This window comes from Brevundimonas vesicularis (assembly GCF_044807075.1).
In the GTDB taxonomy this organism is placed as follows: Bacteria; Pseudomonadota; Alphaproteobacteria; order Caulobacterales; family Caulobacteraceae; genus Brevundimonas; species Brevundimonas vesicularis_G.
In genome coordinates, this window is the sequence record NZ_CP085234.1 from 2056930 (window position 1) to 2076199 (window position 19270).

At 67.0% G+C, this 19270-nt stretch carries 15 protein-coding genes; 10 read left to right on the forward strand and 5 right to left on the reverse strand.

Features of this window, described 5'->3' with window-relative positions:
• Position 1: 1 nt before the first annotated feature.
• Genes tmk through LG306_RS10235 form a run of 4 tightly spaced genes read left to right on the forward strand, consistent with a single transcriptional unit; the run spans position 2 to position 3193 of the window.
• Complete coding sequence (gene tmk / locus LG306_RS10220) at positions 2-634, forward strand: dTMP kinase (protein ID WP_404414171.1); 633 nt, start codon at positions 2-4, stop codon at positions 632-634.
• Positions 631-1620 carry a DNA polymerase III subunit delta' gene (locus tag LG306_RS10225; protein WP_404414173.1) on the forward strand — a complete coding sequence of 330 codons (990 nt, stop codon included), beginning with the start codon at positions 631-633 and terminating at the stop codon, positions 1618-1620. The genes tmk and LG306_RS10225 overlap by 4 nt, the downstream gene beginning before the upstream one ends.
• Entirely contained in the window at positions 1620-2402 is a 783-nt protein-coding gene (locus LG306_RS10230) for a TatD family hydrolase (protein WP_404414175.1), read from the forward strand. The genes LG306_RS10225 and LG306_RS10230 overlap by 1 nt, the downstream gene beginning before the upstream one ends.
• Positions 2399-3193, forward strand: a complete 795-nt coding sequence (locus LG306_RS10235; RefSeq protein ID WP_404414177.1) for an MBL fold metallo-hydrolase — start codon at positions 2399-2401, stop codon at positions 3191-3193. The genes LG306_RS10230 and LG306_RS10235 overlap by 4 nt, the downstream gene beginning before the upstream one ends.
• Here the strand turns inward: LG306_RS10235 and recG are convergent.
• On the reverse strand, positions 3190-5277 hold the full coding sequence (gene recG, locus LG306_RS10240) for an ATP-dependent DNA helicase RecG (protein ID WP_404414179.1): 2088 nt from the start codon (positions 5275-5277) through the stop codon (positions 3190-3192). The genes LG306_RS10235 and recG overlap by 4 nt on opposite strands.
• A gap of 146 nt (positions 5278-5423) precedes the next feature.
• On the opposite strand from recG, the gene LG306_RS10245 reads away from it, so the two are divergent.
• Entirely contained in the window at positions 5424-5765 is a 342-nt protein-coding gene (locus LG306_RS10245; RefSeq protein WP_404414181.1) for a succinate dehydrogenase assembly factor 2, read from the forward strand.
• Positions 5765-9214: a transcription-repair coupling factor gene (gene mfd, locus LG306_RS10250; protein WP_404414183.1), complete on the forward strand. Its 3450-nt coding sequence runs from the start codon at positions 5765-5767 to the stop codon at positions 9212-9214. The genes LG306_RS10245 and mfd overlap by 1 nt, the downstream gene beginning before the upstream one ends.
• A 6-nt stretch (positions 9215-9220) precedes the next feature.
• Here mfd and LG306_RS10255 read toward each other — a convergent pair whose 3' ends face one another.
• Positions 9221-10528 carry a diguanylate cyclase domain-containing protein gene (locus LG306_RS10255; protein WP_404414185.1) on the reverse strand — a complete coding sequence of 436 codons (1308 nt, stop codon included), beginning with the start codon at positions 10526-10528 and terminating at the stop codon, positions 9221-9223.
• 297 nt (positions 10529-10825) lie between these two features.
• Between LG306_RS10255 and LG306_RS10260 the strand changes: the two genes are divergently transcribed.
• The gene (locus LG306_RS10260; RefSeq protein ID WP_404419701.1) at positions 10826-11674 is read left to right on the forward strand and encodes a YihY/virulence factor BrkB family protein; all 849 of its coding nucleotides are present in this window, start codon (positions 10826-10828) and stop codon (positions 11672-11674) included.
• On the opposite strand, the gene LG306_RS10265 is transcribed toward LG306_RS10260, so the two are convergent.
• Both LG306_RS10265 and LG306_RS10270 read right to left on the reverse strand, forming a co-directional pair.
• A complete protein-coding gene (locus tag LG306_RS10265; protein WP_295227729.1) occupies positions 11631-11882 on the reverse strand; it encodes a sulfurtransferase TusA family protein in 252 nt (83 codons plus the stop codon). The two genes, LG306_RS10260 and LG306_RS10265, sit on opposite strands and share 44 nt — an antisense overlap.
• Positions 11879-12367, reverse strand: a complete 489-nt coding sequence (locus tag LG306_RS10270) for a CinA family protein (protein WP_404414187.1) — start codon at positions 12365-12367, stop codon at positions 11879-11881. The genes LG306_RS10265 and LG306_RS10270 overlap by 4 nt, the downstream gene beginning before the upstream one ends.
• A 40-nt stretch (positions 12368-12407) precedes the next feature.
• On the opposite strand from LG306_RS10270, the gene LG306_RS10275 reads away from it, so the two are divergent.
• On the forward strand, positions 12408-14696 hold the full coding sequence (locus LG306_RS10275) for a spermidine synthase (RefSeq protein WP_404414189.1): 2289 nt from the start codon (positions 12408-12410) through the stop codon (positions 14694-14696).
• Here LG306_RS10275 and LG306_RS10280 read toward each other — a convergent pair.
• Positions 14693-15844 (reverse strand): bifunctional 2-C-methyl-D-erythritol 4-phosphate cytidylyltransferase/2-C-methyl-D-erythritol 2,4-cyclodiphosphate synthase, encoded by a 1152-nt coding sequence (locus LG306_RS10280; RefSeq protein ID WP_404414191.1) that lies wholly within the window; start codon positions 15842-15844, stop codon positions 14693-14695. The two genes, LG306_RS10275 and LG306_RS10280, sit on opposite strands and share 4 nt — an antisense overlap.
• A 95-nt stretch (positions 15845-15939) precedes the next feature.
• Here LG306_RS10280 and dusB point away from each other — a divergent pair, with 95 nt between their 5' ends.
• Both dusB and LG306_RS10290 read left to right on the forward strand, forming a co-directional pair.
• Positions 15940-16995, forward strand: a complete 1056-nt coding sequence (gene dusB / locus LG306_RS10285) for a tRNA dihydrouridine synthase DusB (protein WP_404414193.1) — start codon at positions 15940-15942, stop codon at positions 16993-16995.
• The gene (locus LG306_RS10290; RefSeq protein WP_404414195.1) at positions 16992-19262 is read left to right on the forward strand and encodes an ATP-binding protein; all 2271 of its coding nucleotides are present in this window, start codon (positions 16992-16994) and stop codon (positions 19260-19262) included. Before dusB ends, LG306_RS10290 begins: the two co-directional genes overlap by 4 nt.
• Positions 19263-19270 lie beyond the last annotated feature (8 nt).

The following is a 19270-nucleotide window of genomic DNA, read 5'->3' on the forward strand; positions in this document are numbered from 1 at the left end:
CGTGACCCGTGGACAATTCATAAGCTTCGAAGGCGGCGAGGGCGCCGGCAAATCGACCCAGGTCGGGCGGCTGGTCGCGCGGCTGCAGACGGTGCTGGGCGAGCGCAAGGTCGTGCGCACGCGTGAGCCGGGGGGCTCAAAGGGCGCGGAGGTGATCCGCAATCTGGTGGTGGCCACCGATGCCGAGCCGTGGTCGGCCATGACCGAAACCCTGCTGATGTACGCCTCGCGCTCGGACCATCTGGAGCGGACCATCCGCCCGGCGCTGGCGGCCGGCGACTGGGTGGTGTGCGATCGGTTCGCCGATTCCAGCCGGGCCTATCAGGGCGCAGGCGGCGGCGTGGCGCAAAGCTTTATCGAACAGATCGACGCGGGCGTGGTCGGGGACGACCAGCCGGACCTGACCCTGGTGTTCGACCTGCCGGTCGAGGTCGGGCTGGAGCGGGCGTTCGGGCGCGGCCTGTTCGAGACGCGGTTCGAATCCAAGGGTCTGGAATTCCATCAGCGGCTGCGCGAGGGCTTTCTGAGGATCGTCGAAACCAATCCTCAGCGTTGCGTTCTGATCGACGCGGTCGGATCGCTGGACGAGGTCGAGGCCCGTGTCTGGCAGGCGGTGCAGGACCGGCTGCTGTGAGCGATCATCCGCGTGACCGGTTCGACCTGATCCCTGATGCCGCGGCGGAGACGGCGTTTCTGGATGCCTGGGAGCGGGGGCGGTTGCACCACGCCTGGCTGTTGTGCGGGGTCGAGGGGACGGGCAAGGCGACCTTCGCCTATCGCGCGGCGCGACGACTGCTGGGTGCGGCGGCCGATCCGGGCTCCGGACCGCTGGGCGCGCGGCGCGATGATCCGGTCAGCCGGCTGATCTCGGCCCAATCGCATCCCGATCTGCTGGTGCTGGAACGCCTGGTCGAAGGGGGCAAGACCAAGAAGTCGATCTCGGTCGATCAGTCGCGCGAACTGCCGGAGTTCTTTTCCAAGAGCCCGTCGCAAGCCCAGTTTCGGGTGGCGATCATCGATGCGGCAGATGATCTGAATCTCAACGCCGCCAATGCCTTGCTGAAGGTTCTTGAGGAGCCGCCGGAGCGTGGCGTGCTGTTTCTGGTGACCCATGCGCCGGGGCGGTTGCTGGCGACGATCCGGTCGCGGTGTCGGCGGTTGAGCTTTCCGATCTGGACGCCGGACCGGCTGGAGACCCTGGTGCGCAACCGGACAGGCGCGGAACGTGAGGACGCCGAACATGCGGCGATCATGGCGGGCGGATCGCCGGGCGCGGCCCTGGCCCTGGCGTCCGGCGCGACGTTCGAGATGGATCAGCTGGCGCGGCGATGGGTCGAGGGCGGTGTGGACCGGGCTGAAGCCCTGGCCATCGCCGACCGGTTCCGCGGCGCCGAGGGGCAGGAGCGGTTCGAGACCCTGATGGACCGGCTGATCGCGGCGGTGCGGATGCGCGCCTTGCAGAGCGCGCCCGGCGCCGGCAATCGATGGGCCGAACTGTGGGAGCGGCTGCAGCCGTTGCCGGAACGGGCGGCGGGGCTGAACCTGGACAAGGCCGATGTGCTGGCTGGCGCGCTGGCGGACCTGAAGCGGGTTCAGGCCCAGCACGAGCGGATGGGCTGATGCTGATCGACAGTCATGTGAACCTGCACGCGTCTCAGTTCGACGAGGACCGGGACGCCGTGATCGCGCGCGCGAGAGAGGCGGGCGTCGGGCTGATGGTCGAGATCTCCGACAAGCTGACGACCTTCGAGGCGACGCATGGCATCGCCATGGCCCATGACGACATCTGGTGCACGGTCGGGGTCCATCCGCACGAGGCCAAGGATGCGGCGGACCTGACGACGGCGACCCTGATCGAACTGGCCCAGCGGCGCAAGGTGGTCGGGATCGGCGAATGCGGTCTGGATTTCCACTACGACCTCAGCCCGCGCGAGGTGCAGGCGGCGGTGTTCCGGCAGCATGTGGCGGCGGCGCGCGAAACCGGTCTGCCGCTGGTGATCCATACGCGTGAGGCGGACGATGTGATGGCGTCGATCCTGCGCGAGGAGTATGCCGTGGGGCCGTTCAAGATGTTGATGCACTGCTATACGAGTGGCGCGGAACTGGCGAAAATCGCTGCTGAAATGGGCGCCTGGTTTTCGGTTTCCGGTATCGCCACCTTCAAGGCGGCCGAGGACGTGCGGGCGGTGATCCGCGACATGCCGGGCGACCGGATCATCGTTGAGACCGACTGCCCCTATCTGGCGCCCATTCCGCATCGGGGCCGGCGCAACGAGCCGGCCTACATCGGTCATGTGCTGGACAAGCTGGCTCAGATCCGTGGCTGGGGCGCCGAGGAGGCGGACCGCATCACGACCGAGGCCTTCTTCGGCCTCTTTGACCGGATACCCAGACCCGCATGAGTTTCGAAGTCGTCATTCTGGGCAGCGGATCGTCGGGCGGGGTGCCGCGCGGGGACGGCGACTGGGGCGCCTGCGACCCGGCCGAGCCCAAAAACCGGCGAACGCGCTGTTCCATGCTGGCCAGAAAGACCGGCGCAGAGGGTGTGACCAACGTGCTGATCGACACATCGCCGGACCTGCGCGAACAGATGCTGGCCAGCGGTGCGAAGCATGTAGATGCGGTTCTCTATACCCACGACCACGCCGACCAGACCCACGGGATCGACGACCTGCGCACCTTCGCCGCGCGGGCCAGGAAGCGGATACCGGCGTGGATGGATGAGCCGACCCACAGCTCGCTGACGCATCGGTTCGACTACATTTTCGAGAGCAAGTTCGGTTATCCGCCGCTGCTGGACGCTCGGATCATTCCGCCGCACGGCGTAGCCTGGTCCGTCGAGGGCGCGGGCGGTTCGATCGCGGTCACGACGTTCGATCAGGCGCACGGGCCGATCCGCTCGGTCGGTTATCGGTTAGGCGACGTGGCCTATTCCAGCGATGTGTCCGATCTGGACGAGGCGGCCCTGGCGGCGGTGGCCGGCTGCAAGCTCTGGATCGTCGATGCGCTGCGTTACGCGCCCCATCCGACACATGCTCATCTGGACCAGGCTCTGGCGTGGATCGCCGCCGCAGACGTGGAGCGTGCGGTGCTGACGAATCTGCACATCGACATGGATTACAATACGTTGTCGGCCCTTGTTCCCGAAAACGTCGAGGTCGGGTTCGATGGCTGGAGCCGAGTGATCGGCTAGCTTGCGCCGGCCTTGTGGTTCTTCCAGTCGAACAGCTCTTCCAGCACCTGCACGGCCTGGCCGCGTTCCGAGGTCAGATCCGGATCGCGGTTCATGATCAGCCGCGCATCGTCGGCGGCGGCCAGCATCAGGCTGCGGTGACGGATCGGGTCGGCGAAACGATAGGCGGGAAAACCGCTCTGTTTCAGGCCCAAGGGATCGCCGCCGCCGCGCAGGCGGAAGTCTTCTTCGGCGATCTCGAATCCGTCCTCGCTGCGACGCAGGGTTTCGAGCCGCTCCTTGGCCGTCTCGCCGAGGGCGCCGTCCTGACCGCCGTACAGCAGGATGCAGGAACTGGCCTTTGATCCGCGACCGACGCGGCCCCGAAGTTGGTGCAACTGGGCCAGACCGAAACGGTCGGCGTGTTCGATCACCATGATCGAGGCGTTGGGCACGTCCACGCCGACTTCGACCACCGTGGTGGCGACGAGGACCGGCAGGCGGCCGTCGGCGAAGTCGGCCATGACCGACTCGCGCTCGGCGCCCGGCATCTGACCATGGGCCAGGCCGACCTCCGCGCCCAGCAGGCGCCGCAGATCGTCGGCGCGATCGACGGCGGCCGCCAGGTCGATGGCCTCGGATTCCTCAACCAGAGGGCAGATCCAATAGGCCTGGGCGCCGCTTTCGACGGCGGTCTTCAGGCGGGCGGCGACCTCGCCGATGCGGGCCAAGGGCAGGACGGCGGTCGTGACGGGGGTGCGGCCGGGTGGCTTCTCCATCAGGCGACTGACCTCCAGCTCGCCGTACTGCGTTAGTTCGAGCGTGCGGGGAATGGGGGTGGCCGACATGGTCAGCAGATGCACGGCGCCCAGGCGCGGGTCGCCCTTGGCCTGCAATCGCTGGCGCTCGTTCACGCCGAACCGGTGCTGTTCGTCGATGACGGCCAGGGCCAGGCGGTCGAAGCGAACGGCGTCCTGGAACAGAGCATGGGTCCCGATGGCGACTTGGACGTGACCCGAGGCCAGTGCAGCCAGTTTCTGGCGCCGTTGAGCCGGGGTGTCGCGGCCGGTGAGCAGGACCGCAGCGACGCCGGCCGCGTCCAGCATGGGGCCGAGCTTCTCGTAATGCTGGCGCGCCAGGATTTCGGTCGGGGCCATGAGCGCGGACTGGAAGCCGCTTGAAGCGGCGTCGGCCAGAGCGACGGCGGCGACGGCGGTCTTGCCTGAGCCGACATCGCCTTGCAGCAATCGGCCCATCTGCTGGCCCGACGCCAGATCACGACCGATTTCGGCGACGGCCTGGGCCTGGGCGTTGGTCAGCTGGAAGGGCAGGGCCTGGAGCAGGTGTTCGGACGCTGCGCCGGGGACGATGACGGGGGCGGGCCTGATCTCGCGAGCGCGGCGACGACGGGCCAGAGCCAACTGATGGGCCAGGAACTCATCATAGGCCAGACGTTGGCGGGCGGGGGCGTCGGGCGACAGGTCCATCTCGGCTGTAGGGGCATGCAGGGCGTCCAGAGCGGCGCGCCAACCTAGCCAGTTCTGCTTCTTTAGCCAGGCGGGATCCTGCCACTCCGGCAGGTCGGGCGCGGCGGGCAGGGCGCCCTGAACCAGTTTACGCAACTGGCGAGAACTGAGCCCCTGCGTCGCCGGATAGACGGGTTCAGACGCCGGAATGTCGGCGGCCTTTTCGAGCGTCACGATGTCCGGATGGACGATCTGAACCTCGCCATTGAACCTTTCGACCTTGCCCGCGACCAACCGCGTCTCGCCGCGCGGCAACAGTCGGTCGATGTGCTGGGGCGAACCGCCGAACCAGACGAGATGCACGAAGCCGGTCGGATCGCTGGCCCGGACCTTCAGCGGCGCGCCGGGGCGGCTGGGCGTGAAGAGGCGATCGATGGTCACGGTGAAGACGCCGACCTCGCCATCGATGGCGCTGGCGGCCTCAGCAGGGCGGCGCACGATGACGCCGGACGGGCTGAGGAACAGCAGATCGCGAACCAGCGGGCCCGCCACCTTTTGCACCAGAGGCAGGACGCGAGGGCCCACGCCCTTAAGGGTCGAGACCTCGGCGAACAGGGGGAAGAGAATCTGCGGACGCATCGCCGTGAACATAGCGTGACCATGACGGGTGGCGAAGTGCGTTCAGGAACGCTATCTGCGCTTCTCACATTCCTGATGCGCTATCGCTCTCCGCGCGGCGGATCGCTGCATGAGCGCATCGGCATTTTTAACGGGCAAGGATTCTTGTGGCCGAAATCAACGCGCGTCCCGACAGCGAAATGACCCCTGAGCAGATGACGCCTGAGCGCAGGCAGCGGCTGGGCCGCATCCAGTTCCGCGCCTGGCGGCGGGGCTTTCGCGAGGCCGATATGGTGCTGGGTCCGTTTTCCGATCAGGTCGCGCCGACTCTGACCGATGCGGAACTGGACCAATTCGAACGGCTGATCGACGAGGAGGATCAGTGGCTCTACGGCTGGATCATCGAACGCGATCCGACGCCGCCCGAGTTCGAGACGCCGGTTATGGCCAAACTGCGCGCCTTCATGCGCGCCCACGTCGCGGCCGAAGTCGGCAAGGGAATCGGCTGATGGACGCCAAAGTCGAACATCGGACCGACGCCGACCTGGGCGGCGCGCCCGAGGGGCTGGACGCGCTGATCGTCGCCGAGCGGATCAAGGCCGGCGGCGGCGTCGGCCTGTTCGTCGCACGCGACTTTCAGAGGTCGGGCAGCTTCGTTCAGGCATTTCAGTTCTTCTCGAAAGATATTGAAGTTCTGGATTATCCGGCATGGGACTGTCTGCCCTATGACCGTCTGAGCCCCACGGCGGGAATCGCGGCGCAGCGCATGGCGACGCTGACCCGACTGGCGATGCGCAAGCCCGGCGATGCGCCGGTTCTGGTCGTGACGACGGTGTCGGCGGCCATGCAGCGCACGCCGCCCAAGTCGATCACGACACAGGCCGGGTTCGAAACCAAGGTCGGCCGCGATCTCGATATCCAGGCGCTGGAGCGGTATTTCGCCGCCAACGGCTATGTCCGGGCCTCGACCGTGTCGGAGCGCGGCGAGTTCGCGGTGCGCGGCGGGGTCGTCGATGTCTATCCGCCAGGCTTCGAGGAGCCGGTCCGGCTGGACATGTTCGGTTCCGAGCTGGAATCGATCCGCACCTTCGATCCCGAAACGCAGCGGTCGACCGGCCAGATGACGTCCGTGTCCCTCGCGCCGGTGTCGGAGGCGCTGTTGGATGCAGCGGCGATCTCGCGATTCCGCACCGGCTATCTGAACCTGTTCGGCGCGCCGGGCGACGATCCGCTGTATGCGACGATCAGCGAGGGCTCGCGGCGTCAGGGCATGGAGCAGTGGCTGCCGCTATTCTATGAGACCTTGGACAGCCTGTTCGATTATCTGCCGGACGACGCGGCGATCTTCCTGGATAATCAGGCCGAGACGGCCCGCGCCGAGCGATGGGATCTGGTCGCGGACGCCTATGATGCGCGCGCCGAGGCGGCCAAGGCCAAGGGTCAGGCCAGCGCCAATCGCGCCTTGCCGCCAAAGCGGCTCTATCTGGACGCCGGCGACTGGAATCAGGCGCTGGCGGGTCGCACCGTGCGGCGCTTCACGCCCTTTTCCACGGGCGGCGAGGATGCCGGCGGACGTTTGGGCCGGACCTTCGGGGCCGAGCGGGCGCAGGACAGCGTCAATCTTTTTGAGGCGGTGGCGGCCCATGCGGCGGCGCTCAAGGCCGAGGGCAAGCGGGTGCTGTTCGCCTCCTGGACCGAAGGGTCGTCGGAGCGGCTGGCGACCATGCTGGCCGACCATGGGCTGGATCACATCGTCGCCGTGCGCGACTGGTCTGATGTTCATGCTGCGCCGAAAGACCTCTATCTACGCGGCGTCCTGCCGGTCGAGCATGGCTTTGTCACCGACGAGGTGGCGGTCATTTCCGAGACCGACATCCTGGGCGATCGTCTGGCGCGACCCCGCAAGAAACGCCGCGCCTCGAACTTCCTGGCGGAGGCGTCGGCCCTGACGACGGGCGATCTGGTGGTCCACCTGGATCACGGGATCGGCCGCTATGAAGGGCTGAAGACGCTGGAGATCCAGCAAGCCCCGCACGATTGCCTGGAGCTGTTCTACGCCGGTGAGAGCAAACTCTATTTGCCGGTTGAAAATATTGACCTTCTGACCCGATACGGGTCGGACTCCGAGGGCGTCCAACTGGACAAGTTGGGCGGCGCAGGCTGGCAGGCGAGAAAGGCCAAGGCCAAGGAACGGCTGCGCGCCATGGCCGAGGGGCTGATCGCCCTGGCCGCCAAACGGGCGCTGCGCGAGACCGAGGCGGTCACGCCGCCGTCAGGCCTGTTCTTCGAGTTCTGCGCCCGCTTCCCGTATGAGGAGACGGACGACCAACTGAACGCCATCGGCGACGTGCTGGAAGACCTGGGCAAGGGCACGCCGATGGATCGCCTGATCTGCGGCGATGTCGGATTCGGCAAGACCGAGGTGGCGTTGAGGGCCGCCTTCGTCGTCGCCATGACGGGGCAGCAGGTGGCGATCGTTGCACCGACGACCCTGCTGGCGCGCCAGCACTTCAAGACCTTCAGCGAACGCTTTGCGGGCTGGCCCGTGAAGGTGCGTCAGCTGTCGCGGATGGTGGGCGCCAAGGAGGCGTCGGAGACGCGCGCGGGGCTGAAGGATGGCTCGGTCGAGATCGTCGTCGGCACCCATGCGGTGCTGAGCGAACAGGTCGGCTTCCGCGATCTTGGCCTGGTGATCGTGGATGAGGAGCAGCACTTCGGCGTCAAGCACAAGGAGAAGCTGAAGACGCTGCGCGCCGACGTGCATCTGTTGACCCTGACCGCCACGCCGATCCCGCGTACGCTGCAAATGGCGCTGTCGGGCATCCGCGAGATGTCGATCATCGCCACCCCGCCGGTCGATCGCCTGGCGGTGCGGACCTATGTCACGCCTTGGGACCCGGTCCTGGTGCGCGAGGCCCTGCTGCGCGAGAAATATCGCGGGGGTCAGGCCTACTACGTCGCGCCGCGCCTGAAGGATCTGCCCGCCATCGAGAAGTTCCTGCGCGAACAGGTCCCCGAGGTGAAGTTCGTCGTGGGCCACGGCCAGATGAGCGCGACCCAGCTGGAGGAGGTCATGAGCGCCTTCTACGACGGGGAATATGACGTCCTGGTCTCTACCACGATCGTCGAGAGCGGGCTGGACATTCCGACGGCGAATACGCTGATCGTGCACCGCGCCGACATGTTCGGCCTGGCGCAGCTATACCAAATCCGGGGCCGGGTCGGCCGGTCCAAGGCGCGCGCCTTCGCCTATCTGACCACCGATGCGGTCAAGCCGATGACGCTGTCGGCCGAGCGGCGTTTGCAGGTTCTGCAGTCGCTGGACAATCTGGGCGCCGGCTTCCAGCTGGCCAGTCACGATCTGGACCAGCGCGGCGGCGGCAATCTGCTGGGTGACGAGCAGTCGGGCCACATCCGCGAGGTCGGCGTCGAACTGTACCAGCAGATGCTGGAAGACGCCGTTGCTGAGTTGCGCGAGAAGGGCGAGGGACAGGCGGTGGATCGCGGTTGGTCGCCGTCGATCAATGTCGGCGCTTCTGTCCTTATTCCAGAAGACTACGTGCCGGACCTGAACGTGCGTCTGAGCCTCTATCGTCGTCTTTCCGACGCCGAACAGGCCGAGGATCGCGAAGCCTTGGCCGCCGAACTGATCGATCGTTTCGGCCCGTTGCCGGATGAAGCGCAGCAGTTGCTGAAGATCGTCGGCATCAAGTCGAACTGCCGCAAGGCCTGCATCGAGAAGATCGACATCGGGCCGCGCGGCGCGGTGCTGACGTTGCGCGACAACAGCTTCCCCAATCCGGCGGGACTGGTCGGGCTGATCCAAAAGAACCACGCCTTCTGGAAGATTCGGCCGGACCAGAAGATCGTTGTGTCGGGCGACTGGCCGACGGCGGAGGAGCGCCTGAAGGTGGCCGAGCGGATCACCGCCGATCTGGCGCGGGTGGCGGGGGCGTAAAGCTCCTCAGCGCGTCTTTTCGAACAGGTCGGCCGAGGCGCGTTCCAAAAGGGCGGCGGCGCTTTCGTCGGGGCGCATCTCGGCGGCGCCGACGTCGAACTCGGCGACGAACGGCGAACGGTCCGGACCGGCGTCGAAGGCGGTGCAGCCGATCACGGCGGCGATCCGCTCTGCGGCCAGACGCGCCGGTTCAGCATGGGTCGCGGGCAGGGCCAGGGCGAAGACCTCCTTGGCCAGGCGGGCAGGGGTGTCCTCGACGCGGACCAGGCGCGAAACCATGGCGCCGATCTGCGGCATGGCGCGATCCAGCCAACCGCCCTGACGCGCCCAGGTGACGGATTCGGTTTCGCGCACCCTCAGGACGCAGACGGAAAGCGGGCGCTTGCGCGCGCGTGAGGCCTCCGCGACCCGGCCCAGATGGCTGGCGAACAGTTCGGGTGTGAACAGGCCCGTTTCCGGATCCATCACGTCCAGGCTACGCACCGAGTCCAGCGTCTTGCGTATACCGAGGTGGATGCGGTGCGCGCCGGCCAGGGCCAAGATCCGCTCGGCGGTTTCGCCCTCGGGCGTGTCGGCGGAGGCGACGTCTGCGAAGCCGCGATTGAACAGCTCAGCCAGGCTGATCTCGTTCCTGCCGCGCAGATAAAGCATCAGCGGGATGTGATAGAGGCGCGTGTTGCGCTTCATGCCCGCCGCGATCGATAGGGCCGGCGCATGGTCTTCGGCGCCCCACAGAACGGCGGCGTCGAAGGGACTTTCGTGAAGGTAGTCGAAGGCGGTGTAGGGCGTCGGCGCCGCGACCACCTCGACCCCGGCGGCGGTCAGGGCGTTCGACAGGGCGAGAAAGCGCCGGTCGGCGACGCCGGCGGCCAGAACGCGCAAGGGACCCTCGTCGTCTGGCCGCTTGTCCAAGCCGACCCCGCGCGTGGCGAAGGTGGTGACGCGCAGCCGATATTCCTCCTCGGCGATGGCGGCCCGGCCCAACTGCTCCAGACGCAAGGCGGCTTGGGCCGGATGCGGAGGCGTGGACATGGTCAGATCCGCACCCTTCACCGAATCAGGGCGGGCGCCGATGACCACGATGGGCAGGCGGCGCGGCTCGGCGGCGGCGCGAAGGCGTGACGCCACGTCGGCGTCGAAGGTGTTGATATCGATGACGGCGGCTTCGAGCGGAAAGTCCTGAAGCGTCATCTCAGCGGAGACGACGTCGCGGGCGGTCACCGTCGTCCAGCCCAGCGCGTCCAGACCCGCAGCGAGCGGCCCGATCCGGCCATCGTCAGCCGCCAGGATCAATACGCGCGCGTCGAAAGCCAAGCCGATCGTCTCCAAAAGTCGCCGCGCCAATAGCCGGCCGGAAACGCGCGGACCATAGCGACGAGGGTGTTAAGGATGCAATGTCGTCCGGCCAAAGCGATGCGGCCGGATCGCGAATGATTGTCCTCACGCGGATGAGACTTTCGCCGCAGGCGAATTCCGCTAGGTTCCGCCGCTTGTGCAACGGTTGTGGGGACCGATTTGAGTGAGCAACTGACACGGTCGGTGCTGAAAGCGCCCGGGTTCTGGGGCGGGCTGGCCGTGCGAGCGTTCACCCGCAGCTGGGGCCGCGACGTCATGCTCTACACGGGCGGCGTGTCCTTCTTCGCCCTGCTGGCCGTGTTTCCGGCGATCGCCATCCTGATCGGCTTTTACAAGCTGGGTCTGTCGATCAGCGAAGTCAGCGCCCAGGCGACCGCCTTGTCGGACCTGTTGCCCAAGGCGGCGCAGACCATTTTCCAGGGCGAGATCACGCGTTTGAGCAATGCATCGGCGCGGACGGTTTCCGCTCAGAGCGCCTTCGCCCTGTTTGTCGGCGCCTATGCTGCGCATCGAGGTTTCAAGGCCTTGTTGGCGGGTTTGAACCTGATCCATGACGAGACCGAGCCGCACGGCTTCTTCAAGTTCAATCTGCTGGCCTTCTTCGTGGCCATCTTCGCCTTTGCGCTGTTCACTGTCGTGTCGGGTGCGGTCGTGACCGTGCGGATCATGGCGCATGCGTCGTCGTCGGCCGCCGGCCTGCCCGGGCGCAGCGGCATGGCGCCGCTGGACGCCTTCCTGCCCGCGATCGGCTTGGTCATCGGGCTGACGCTGCTTTACCGCTACGCCATGAGCCACAGGGCGCCGGTCGCCTGGCTGCCGGCGACGGCGGGCGGTCTGGTGGCGACCTTGATGTCGGTCGTGTCGTCGTGGCTGTGCGCCATCTATGTCGAGCAGATCGCGCCGCTGGGGGCCACCTATGGATCGGTCGGCGCCGTGGTGGTGCTGCTGATCTGGCTGTCGTGGAACGTCAACGCCATCTTCTACGGCGGCGCCTTCGCCACCGAAATGGAGCTGGCGGCAAAGGCGCGCGCGGTCGCCGACACGCCGCCGGCCGATGTCGTCAATCTGTCGGAGCGTCGGGCCGGGCGTCGGTCTCGATCGTAAAGCGAAGAAGGCCGTCGGCGTCCTCGATCTCGAGCAGGCGCCCGCCTTTCTGAGACATCAGAAACGGCACATCGATCCGGGCCATCGCATCGGTGGCCAGCAGCACGATCCGCGCGCCGGGCGGAGCGGTTTCCATCGCCTTCATCAGCTTCAGGCTTGGAACGGGGCAGCGGTGACCCCTGGCGTCGATGACGATGGGGTCGCTCACGCAAGCCGATCCGCCAGCATTTCCAACGCCATGCGAACGCTGGCTTGGCGGATCCCATCGCGGCCGAGGTCGCCGAACCGCTCGACACGGTGAACGACGCCTTGTGGGCCTGACGCCGCGAAGTGGACCAGACCCACGGGTTTATCGACCGATCCGCCGCCCGGTCCGGCCACGCCTGTTACGGACACAGAGACGGAGGCGCGCGAGTGCGCCACGGCGCCCTCAGCCATCGCCACTGCGACGGCTTGAGACACGGCGCCGTGGGCGGACAGGCTTTCCAGCGATACGCCCAGCATCTCGGCCTTGGCCTCGTTGCTGTAGGTGACGAAGCCGCGATCCAGGACCGCTGACGAACCGGGAATGGCCGTGATCGCAGCGGACACCAAACCGCCCGTGCAGCTTTCGGCCGTCGCCAGCACCAGGCCGCGTTCGCTGGCCGTTGCGACAATCTGTTGCGCCAGGTGCGCGATATCTTGGGAAAACATGGTCTTTTCATAGGCCGCGAACCCCGCTCTAACCAGAGGCATGACCGAGGCTGTCGATCCGTTACGCCCCGCCACCCCGACATCGGATCGCATCGCGCCGATCCTGTTCGCCGTCGCCATCTTCACATCGGCCTGTCTGGTCTTCGTCGTTCAGCCGATGGCGGCCAAGCTGCTGTTGCCGACGCTGGGCGGATCGCCTTCGGTGTGGAACGCGTCGATGGTGTTCTTCCAGACCGCGCTGCTGGCCGGATATGGCTATGCGCACCTGCTGCAACGTCTGGCGACGATGCGGGCGCAGGTCGCGGTGCACCTGGGCCTGTTGATTGTGGCTGCGTTTTTCTTGCCTTTGCAGATCAGCGGCCTGTTAGGCGATCCCGATCCGTCCCAACCGGCGATGTGGCTGCTGGCGACGCTCGCCGTGTCTATCGGCGCGCCGTTTGCGGTGCTGTCGGCGACCGCGCCGCTGCTTCAGGCCTGGTATGCGCGCGTGCGGGCCGGGCACGCAGACGGCCAGAACCCCTATGTTCTCTATGCCGCCTCGAACCTGGGCAGCTTCTTGGCCCTGCTGGCCTATCCCGTCGTGATCGAGCCGCTGGCCAGCCTGTCGGATCAGCGTCTGGGCTGGAGCATCGGCTATGGGCTGTTCGTGGTGATGGTCGTGGGGCTGGGAGTTCAGGTCTGGCGACGACGCGAGATTGGAACGGCGGAGCCCGCGCCGCTTCAGGCCAGCCCGCCGATCGCCTGGCGCGAAAAGGGGATGCTGGTCCTGCTGGCCGCAGCACCGTCCAGTCTGATGCTGGGGGTGACGGCGCATCTGACCACGGATGTGGCCTCGGCGCCCTTTCTGTGGGTCATACCGCTCGCGCTCTATCTGCTGACGTTCGTCATCGCGTTCCAGACTCGGCCGGCTGTTTCGCCAGCGATCGGCCTTGGTCTGCAGGCTGCGGCGGCAGCTGCCTGCGCGGCCCTGATCGCGTTCCGGACAGGCGAATGGCTGCTGGTGTTCACCGTCAATCTGGCGGCCTTCTTCTTTACCGCGCTGATGTGTCACCAGAGGCTGGCGGCGCGGCGGCCGGCGCCGGATCGGCTGACCGAATTCTATCTGTTGCTGTCGCTAGGCGGCGTGGTCGGCGGACTGTTCAATGGCCTGATCGCGCCGGCCGTTTTCGACATGGTGTGGGAGTATCCGCTGGTGCTGGTGGCGGTCGGACTACTGCGGCCGTGGAGCCGTCGCGAGATCAGGCCGTGGGAGATCATCTGCTGCGTCGCCGGCGTGGTCATCGCTCTTCTGGGGCCGCTGTCGATGGAGGCGGTCCGGTATGCGCCGGACATCCGCGCGGCCATCCCCGACGCCGAACTGGTGCGGATCGCGCAAGCCATCCTGGGGATCGCGACCCTGTTCGCCTTCCTGGTCCGTGATCGGGCGGTGATGTTCACGATCGTTTTGGCCGCCATCGTCTGGTCAGGCTATCATCTGGCGCGCGGTTATGACTGGGCCCTGTCGGAACGCAGCTTCTTTGGCGTGATGCGGGTGGCCAAGATCGACGATCCGCTGATGGGCGGGCCGGTTCATGTGCTGATGCACGGCACGACCCTGCATGGCGCCCAGGCCCAGGCGCCGTCGAACCGCTGTCAGCCGACGCTCTATTATGCGACCTCGACGCCGCTGGGGCAGGCGATGCTGCAGATGCAGACGAGGCGGCTGGACGGCGCGCGCGTCGGCGTGGTGGGGCAGGGCTCGGGCGCCATGGCCGCCTACAAGCGCGCGCAGGACCAGCTGACCTTCTTCGAGATCGATCCGATGGTGGATCGGCTGTCGCGCGACCCCCAATGGTTCAGCTTCATCAACGGCTGCGCCGATGGGCTGGTGCGGACGGTTCTGGGTGATGCGCGCCTGACGATGGATCGCGAGCCGGCAGGATCCTACGACCTGCTGGTCATCGACGCCTTCTCGTCCGACGCCGTGCCGACGCATCTGCTGACGGTGGAGGCGATCCGCGGCTATCTGCGGCTGCTTGCGCCCGACGGCGTCGTGGTGCTGCATCTGTCGAACCGGAACCTGGAGATCACCCTGCCGGCCGAGGCGGCGGCGCAGGCGCTGAAGGTCCCGCACCTGCACCAGGTCTATATCGAGCATTCGGGCCAGGGCGATATGGCCGAGGCCTCGACCGAGGCCCTGCTGATCGGCAAGAGCCCGGCGGCGCTGGAAGGGTTCAGAGACGATGCGCGTTGGCGCAAGCTGTCGCCGACGGCGGTGCGCCCGTGGACGGACGACTACGTCAATCTGTTCGGATCGCTGGTGCGTCAGATGAAGATGGCGGCGCGCTAGGCGAGCGGCGTTTCCACTGTCGCCACGGCCTGGGCGGCCAGACCCTCGCCGCGGCCGGTGAAGCCAAGCCCTTCGGTCGTGGTCGCCTTGACGCTGACGGCGTCCAGCGGAAGGTTCAGAAGTCCGGCGATCCGGTCGCGCATGGCCTGGCGGTGCGGCTTCACCTTGGGGCGTTCGCAGATCAGGGTGACGTCGACATTGACGATGCGGCCGCCGCGCGCCGCGACCAGTTCGGCGGCATGGATCAGGAAGTGGTCCGAGGAGGCGCCTTTCCATTTCGGATCCGTCGGCGGGAAATGGTCGCCGATGTCGCCCGCCGCGATGGCGCCCAGGATGGCGTCGGTCAGGGCGTGGAGACCGGCGTCCGCGTCGGAGTGGCCGATCAGCGTCTGATCGTGCGGCACCTCGATCCCGCACAGCCAGACGGACCCGCCCGGCCCCCAGCGATGAACATCATAGCCGGAGCCGATGCGGGTCTGATAACGCTGCGCTTGGGGCAGCAGAGCTTCGGCCATGGCGAAATCCTCGGGATAGGTCAGTTTCATCAGACGCGCATCGCCCTGAACCAAGGCCACCGCGCCGCCGTTTCGCTGGACGACGACGGCTTCGTCGGTCGGGACCTCGGCGTCCGACCAGGCGGCATAGGCGGTCTCGATCACGCCCCGGCGGAAGGCTTGAGGCGTCTGGGCGCGCCAGAGACCGTCGCGCTCGACCACGTCGGTCATGATGTCCGCCTCGCCGCGTCGAAGGCTGTCTGCGACCGGCAGGACAGGAAGGGCGCCGTCCGAACTTGCAACGGCCGACAGCAGACGTTTGATGACGGCGGCGTACAGCAGCGGACGGGCGGCGTCATGGATCAGCACCGGCTGATCCGTTCCACAGGTCAGGGCTGCAAGTCCGGCGCGGACCGAATCGGCGCGGGCGGCTCCACCGACGACGGCTTTCCAACGCGGCAGGCCGGACAGCGCGTCCGTTGCTCGCTCAACGGCGTCGGGGGCGATCACGACGATCAGTTCGTCGGCGCCGGCGTTCAGCAAGGCCTCGGCCGACCAGCGCAGCACGGGCTTTCCACCCAGGTCCCGCCACTGTTTGTCGCCGCCGGCGCGCGAGCCGGAACCGGCTGCGACGATGATGCCCGAGAATGTCATGGCGGCCTTGATAGTGCGCGTGGCGACGGGGCGATACCATCAAAGCGCCGCGGTCGTGCTTGACGAGGGCGGCTGCGATGCGGCGAAAGACGGAAATGCCAAAGACCTTGCAAATCGGCGATGTGACCGTGCCCGGCCAGGTGCTGATGGCGCCGATGACCGGCGTGACCGACCTGCCGTTCCGCGTGCTGGCCTCCAGACTGGGCGCCGCCTATGTCGCGACAGAGATGGTGGCCGCCAAGGAACTGGCGCGGGCGCGGCCGGACGTCGTGCGCCGCGCCGCCGTGGGGGCAGGTCTGCCGCTGACCGTCATCCAGCTGGTCGGGCGTGATCCCGAACAGATGGGCGAGGGGGCGCGCATGGCGGAGAAGGCCGGGGCGGACATCGTCGATCTGAACTTCGGCTGTCCGGCCAAGGAGGTCACGGGCTCGGCTGCCGGTTCGGCCCTGATGCGGACGCCCGATCTGGCGTGTCGGATCATGGAGGCGGCGGTCAAGGCGACCGATCGACCGGTCACGGTCAAGATGCGGCTGGGCTGGGACGACGAGAGCCGGAACGCCGCCGAACTGGCCCACCGCGCGGAAGCGATCGGCGTCAAGGCCGTCACGGTGCATGGCCGCACGCGAAAGCAGTTCTACACCGGGCAAGCGGATTGGGACGCGGTCGGGACGGTGAAGGCGGCGGTCGGCATCCCCGTCATCGTCAATGGCGACATCATCACCGCAGATGAAGCGCGCCAGGCCCTGGCGCAGTCCGGCGCGGACGGATTGATGTTGGGACGCGGCGTCTATGGCCGGCCGTGGCTGGCGGCGCACCTTGAGCGGGCGCTGATCGATGGCGTGGCGCTGGAGGAGCCCGGACCTGATGCGCGGCTGGCGATCGTGATCGAGCACTTGCGGGCGTCGGCCGACTTCTACGGCCTGCCGCTGGGTCTGAAGATGTTCCGCAAACATCTGGGCTGGTACATCGAACAGGCGCCTTGGCCGGCCGATCCGCAACACCGTCGTGAGGCCAAGGCAAGAATTTGCCGTCTGGATGATCCGACGGCCGTCGAGGCCGCCATGAACGAACTGTGGCGGCCGGATTTGCCTCGGGCTGGCAAGTCTGCTGTTGAAAATGGGCCACAGGTGTTGGAGACTGCTGTGGCATGACGGATACGCCTTCAGCACGCACCGCTTCGCCCGACCTTGCGTCGGACGACGGGTCGTTCTGGGGGTGGGTGGATAGCGAACGGGCGCGGACTGGCTTCGGACTGGCGTTCTTTCTGGCTGTCGCGATCACGGCGGCGGCCATCTGGCTGGTGGCGGTCGCGCCGGGCGCCACATCGGGGCCGGCGCGCGGATCGAGCAGCCAGATTGCGCTGATCGTGCTGGCCGCCAATCTGCTCCTGATTTCCGGCTTGGCCATCATTGTCGGCCGACGCGTGCTGACCCTCGTGCGCAGCACCGATGAAGCCGGATCGCGCCTTCATCTGAGATTTGTGGCCCTGTTCTCGATGGTGGCGCTGGTGCCGTCAGTGCTGATCGCCCTGGTGTTCGGCGTTCTGGTCAATCGGGGCGTGGACCAGTGGTTCAGCGCCAATGTGAGCACCTCGGTCGACAACGGCGCCTCGATCGGCAAAGCCTATATCGCCGACGTCAGTTCCGACATGACACGCGACCTGCGCACCATGAGCACAGAGTTGGGCGGGGCCCGACAAGTCTTCGACGATCGCATTCAGTTCACCGGCGCATTGACGCAGATCGCCGAGTTTTTCGGCTATCCGGCCGTCTATGTTCTGAACGGCAAGGGTGAGGTTCTGGCGACCGGGGAACTTCCCGGCGCACCGCCTTATCTCGCGCCTCCTGTATCCGAACTGGAAATCGCCTCCGAGGGCCAGGATATTCCCGTCAAGGTCACTAAAAATCCCGATACCGTTCGCGCCCTCTATCCGCTGCCGGGATATGGTGACGCCTACCTCTATGTCGTGCGTCCGCTGGCGCCAGGACTCGTCGCACAGATGCGTTCGGCCGTTCAATCAATCCAAGCCTATCGCGAGGCGGAAGAAAGCCGGGCACGCATCCAATCGGCCTTCATCCTCAGCTATCTGGAGACGGCGTTGCTGGTGCTGGTGGGGGCGGTGTGGATGGGGATGTCGGCGGCCAGCAGCATCTCCGCGCCGATCGGTCGGTTGGTGAAGGCGGCAGGACAGGTCGCGGGCGGCGACTTCACCGCACGGGTCGACAGCGACGGCGCCCCGGCCGAGATCGCCACGCTGTCGGACGCCTTCAACCGCATGACCGGCGATCTGCAGGCCCAGCAGGCGGCGCTGAAGGCCGCGAGCGACGATGCGCATGATCGTAGCCGCTTCATCGAGACCGTTCTGTCGGGCGTCAGTGCCGGGGTCATCGGCCTGGACAAGCGCGGGCGAGTGTCGGCCATCAACGACAGCGCCCTGCAACTGCTTCATATCGAAGACACCGAGGTTCTGGGCCATGAACTCGCGGCCCTGTCGCCAGAGCTGAGCGATCTGGTGCGGCGCGCCGAGGCTCATATAGAGGAAGACATCGACGTCAGCCGCGGCGGGGACACGCGACGGCTACGCGTTCGGATCGAGGGTGGCTTCGGTGGCGAGATGGTCCTGACCTTCGACGACATCACCCGCCTGGTGACGGCCCAGCGGAACGCGGCCTGGCGCGACGTGGCGCGTCGCATCGCCCATGAGATCAAGAACCCGCTGACGCCAATCCAGCTGTCGGCGGAGCGGCTGAAACGAAAATATCGCGCGCGGATCGGGGAGGATGTCGAGATCTTCGACCGGTGCACCGACACCATCATCCGCCAGGTCGGAGACATCGGCCGCATGGTTGATGAGTTCTCGTCCTTCGCGCGCATGCCGGCGCCGCGGTTCGCGCCTGAGAACCCTGCCGAAATGCTGCGCGAGGCGGTGTTCGCTCAGCGGGTCGCCGCGCCGGACATCGTGGTCGACATCACCGAGCCCCTGCCCAAGGCGACGATGCAGGCCGACGGCCGTATGGTGGGGCAGGCGCTGATCAACATCCTCAAGAACGCGGGCGAGTCGGTTGCGGCGCAACGGCTTGCGGCAGGCGAGGCGGCCGCGTCGGACCGCGCGGGCGTGATGGCGTCGCTGACGATCGAGGACGGCGTCGCGACCTTCGTGATCGAGGACGACGGCGTGGGTCTGCCGACGCGCGACCGCGATCGCCTGACCGAACCCTATGTGACCACGCGCGAGAAGGGCACGGGCCTGGGCCTGGCCATCGTCAAACGCATTTGCGAGGACCACGGCGGCGAGCTGAAGCTGGCCGACGCCCAGACCCTGCGCGGCGCACGCGTGTGCATGATCTTCCCCCTGAAACCCCACGGTAAAGGCGGCGAGGCTACGGAGCGCAAGCTTCAGACCCTGGCCGCCGAATAGCGAGGCAA

Excerpts from the sequence above, each read along its gene's own strand:
- LG306_RS10270 (WP_404414187.1), bottom strand. The coding sequence starts at position 12,367 with ATGTTTTCCCAAGATATCGCGCACCTGGCGCAACAGATTGTCGCAACG.
- mfd (WP_404414183.1), top strand. The coding sequence starts at position 5,765 with ATGGACGCCAAAGTCGAACATCGGACCGACGCCGACCTGGGCGGCGCG.
- dusB (WP_404414193.1), top strand. The coding sequence starts at position 15,940 with ATGCCAAAGACCTTGCAAATCGGCGATGTGACCGTGCCCGGCCAGGTG.
- LG306_RS10275 (WP_404414189.1), top strand. The coding sequence starts at position 12,408 with ATGACCGAGGCTGTCGATCCGTTACGCCCCGCCACCCCGACATCGGAT.
- LG306_RS10260 (WP_404419701.1), top strand. The coding sequence starts at position 10,826 with ATGCTCTACACGGGCGGCGTGTCCTTCTTCGCCCTGCTGGCCGTGTTT.
- LG306_RS10280 (WP_404414191.1), bottom strand. The coding sequence starts at position 15,844 with ATGACATTCTCGGGCATCATCGTCGCAGCCGGTTCCGGCTCGCGCGCC.
- LG306_RS10290 (WP_404414195.1), top strand. The coding sequence starts at position 16,992 with ATGACGGATACGCCTTCAGCACGCACCGCTTCGCCCGACCTTGCGTCG.
- LG306_RS10235 (WP_404414177.1), top strand. The coding sequence starts at position 2,399 with ATGAGTTTCGAAGTCGTCATTCTGGGCAGCGGATCGTCGGGCGGGGTG.
- recG (WP_404414179.1), bottom strand. The coding sequence starts at position 5,277 with ATGCGTCCGCAGATTCTCTTCCCCCTGTTCGCCGAGGTCTCGACCCTT.
- LG306_RS10230 (WP_404414175.1), top strand. The coding sequence starts at position 1,620 with ATGCTGATCGACAGTCATGTGAACCTGCACGCGTCTCAGTTCGACGAG.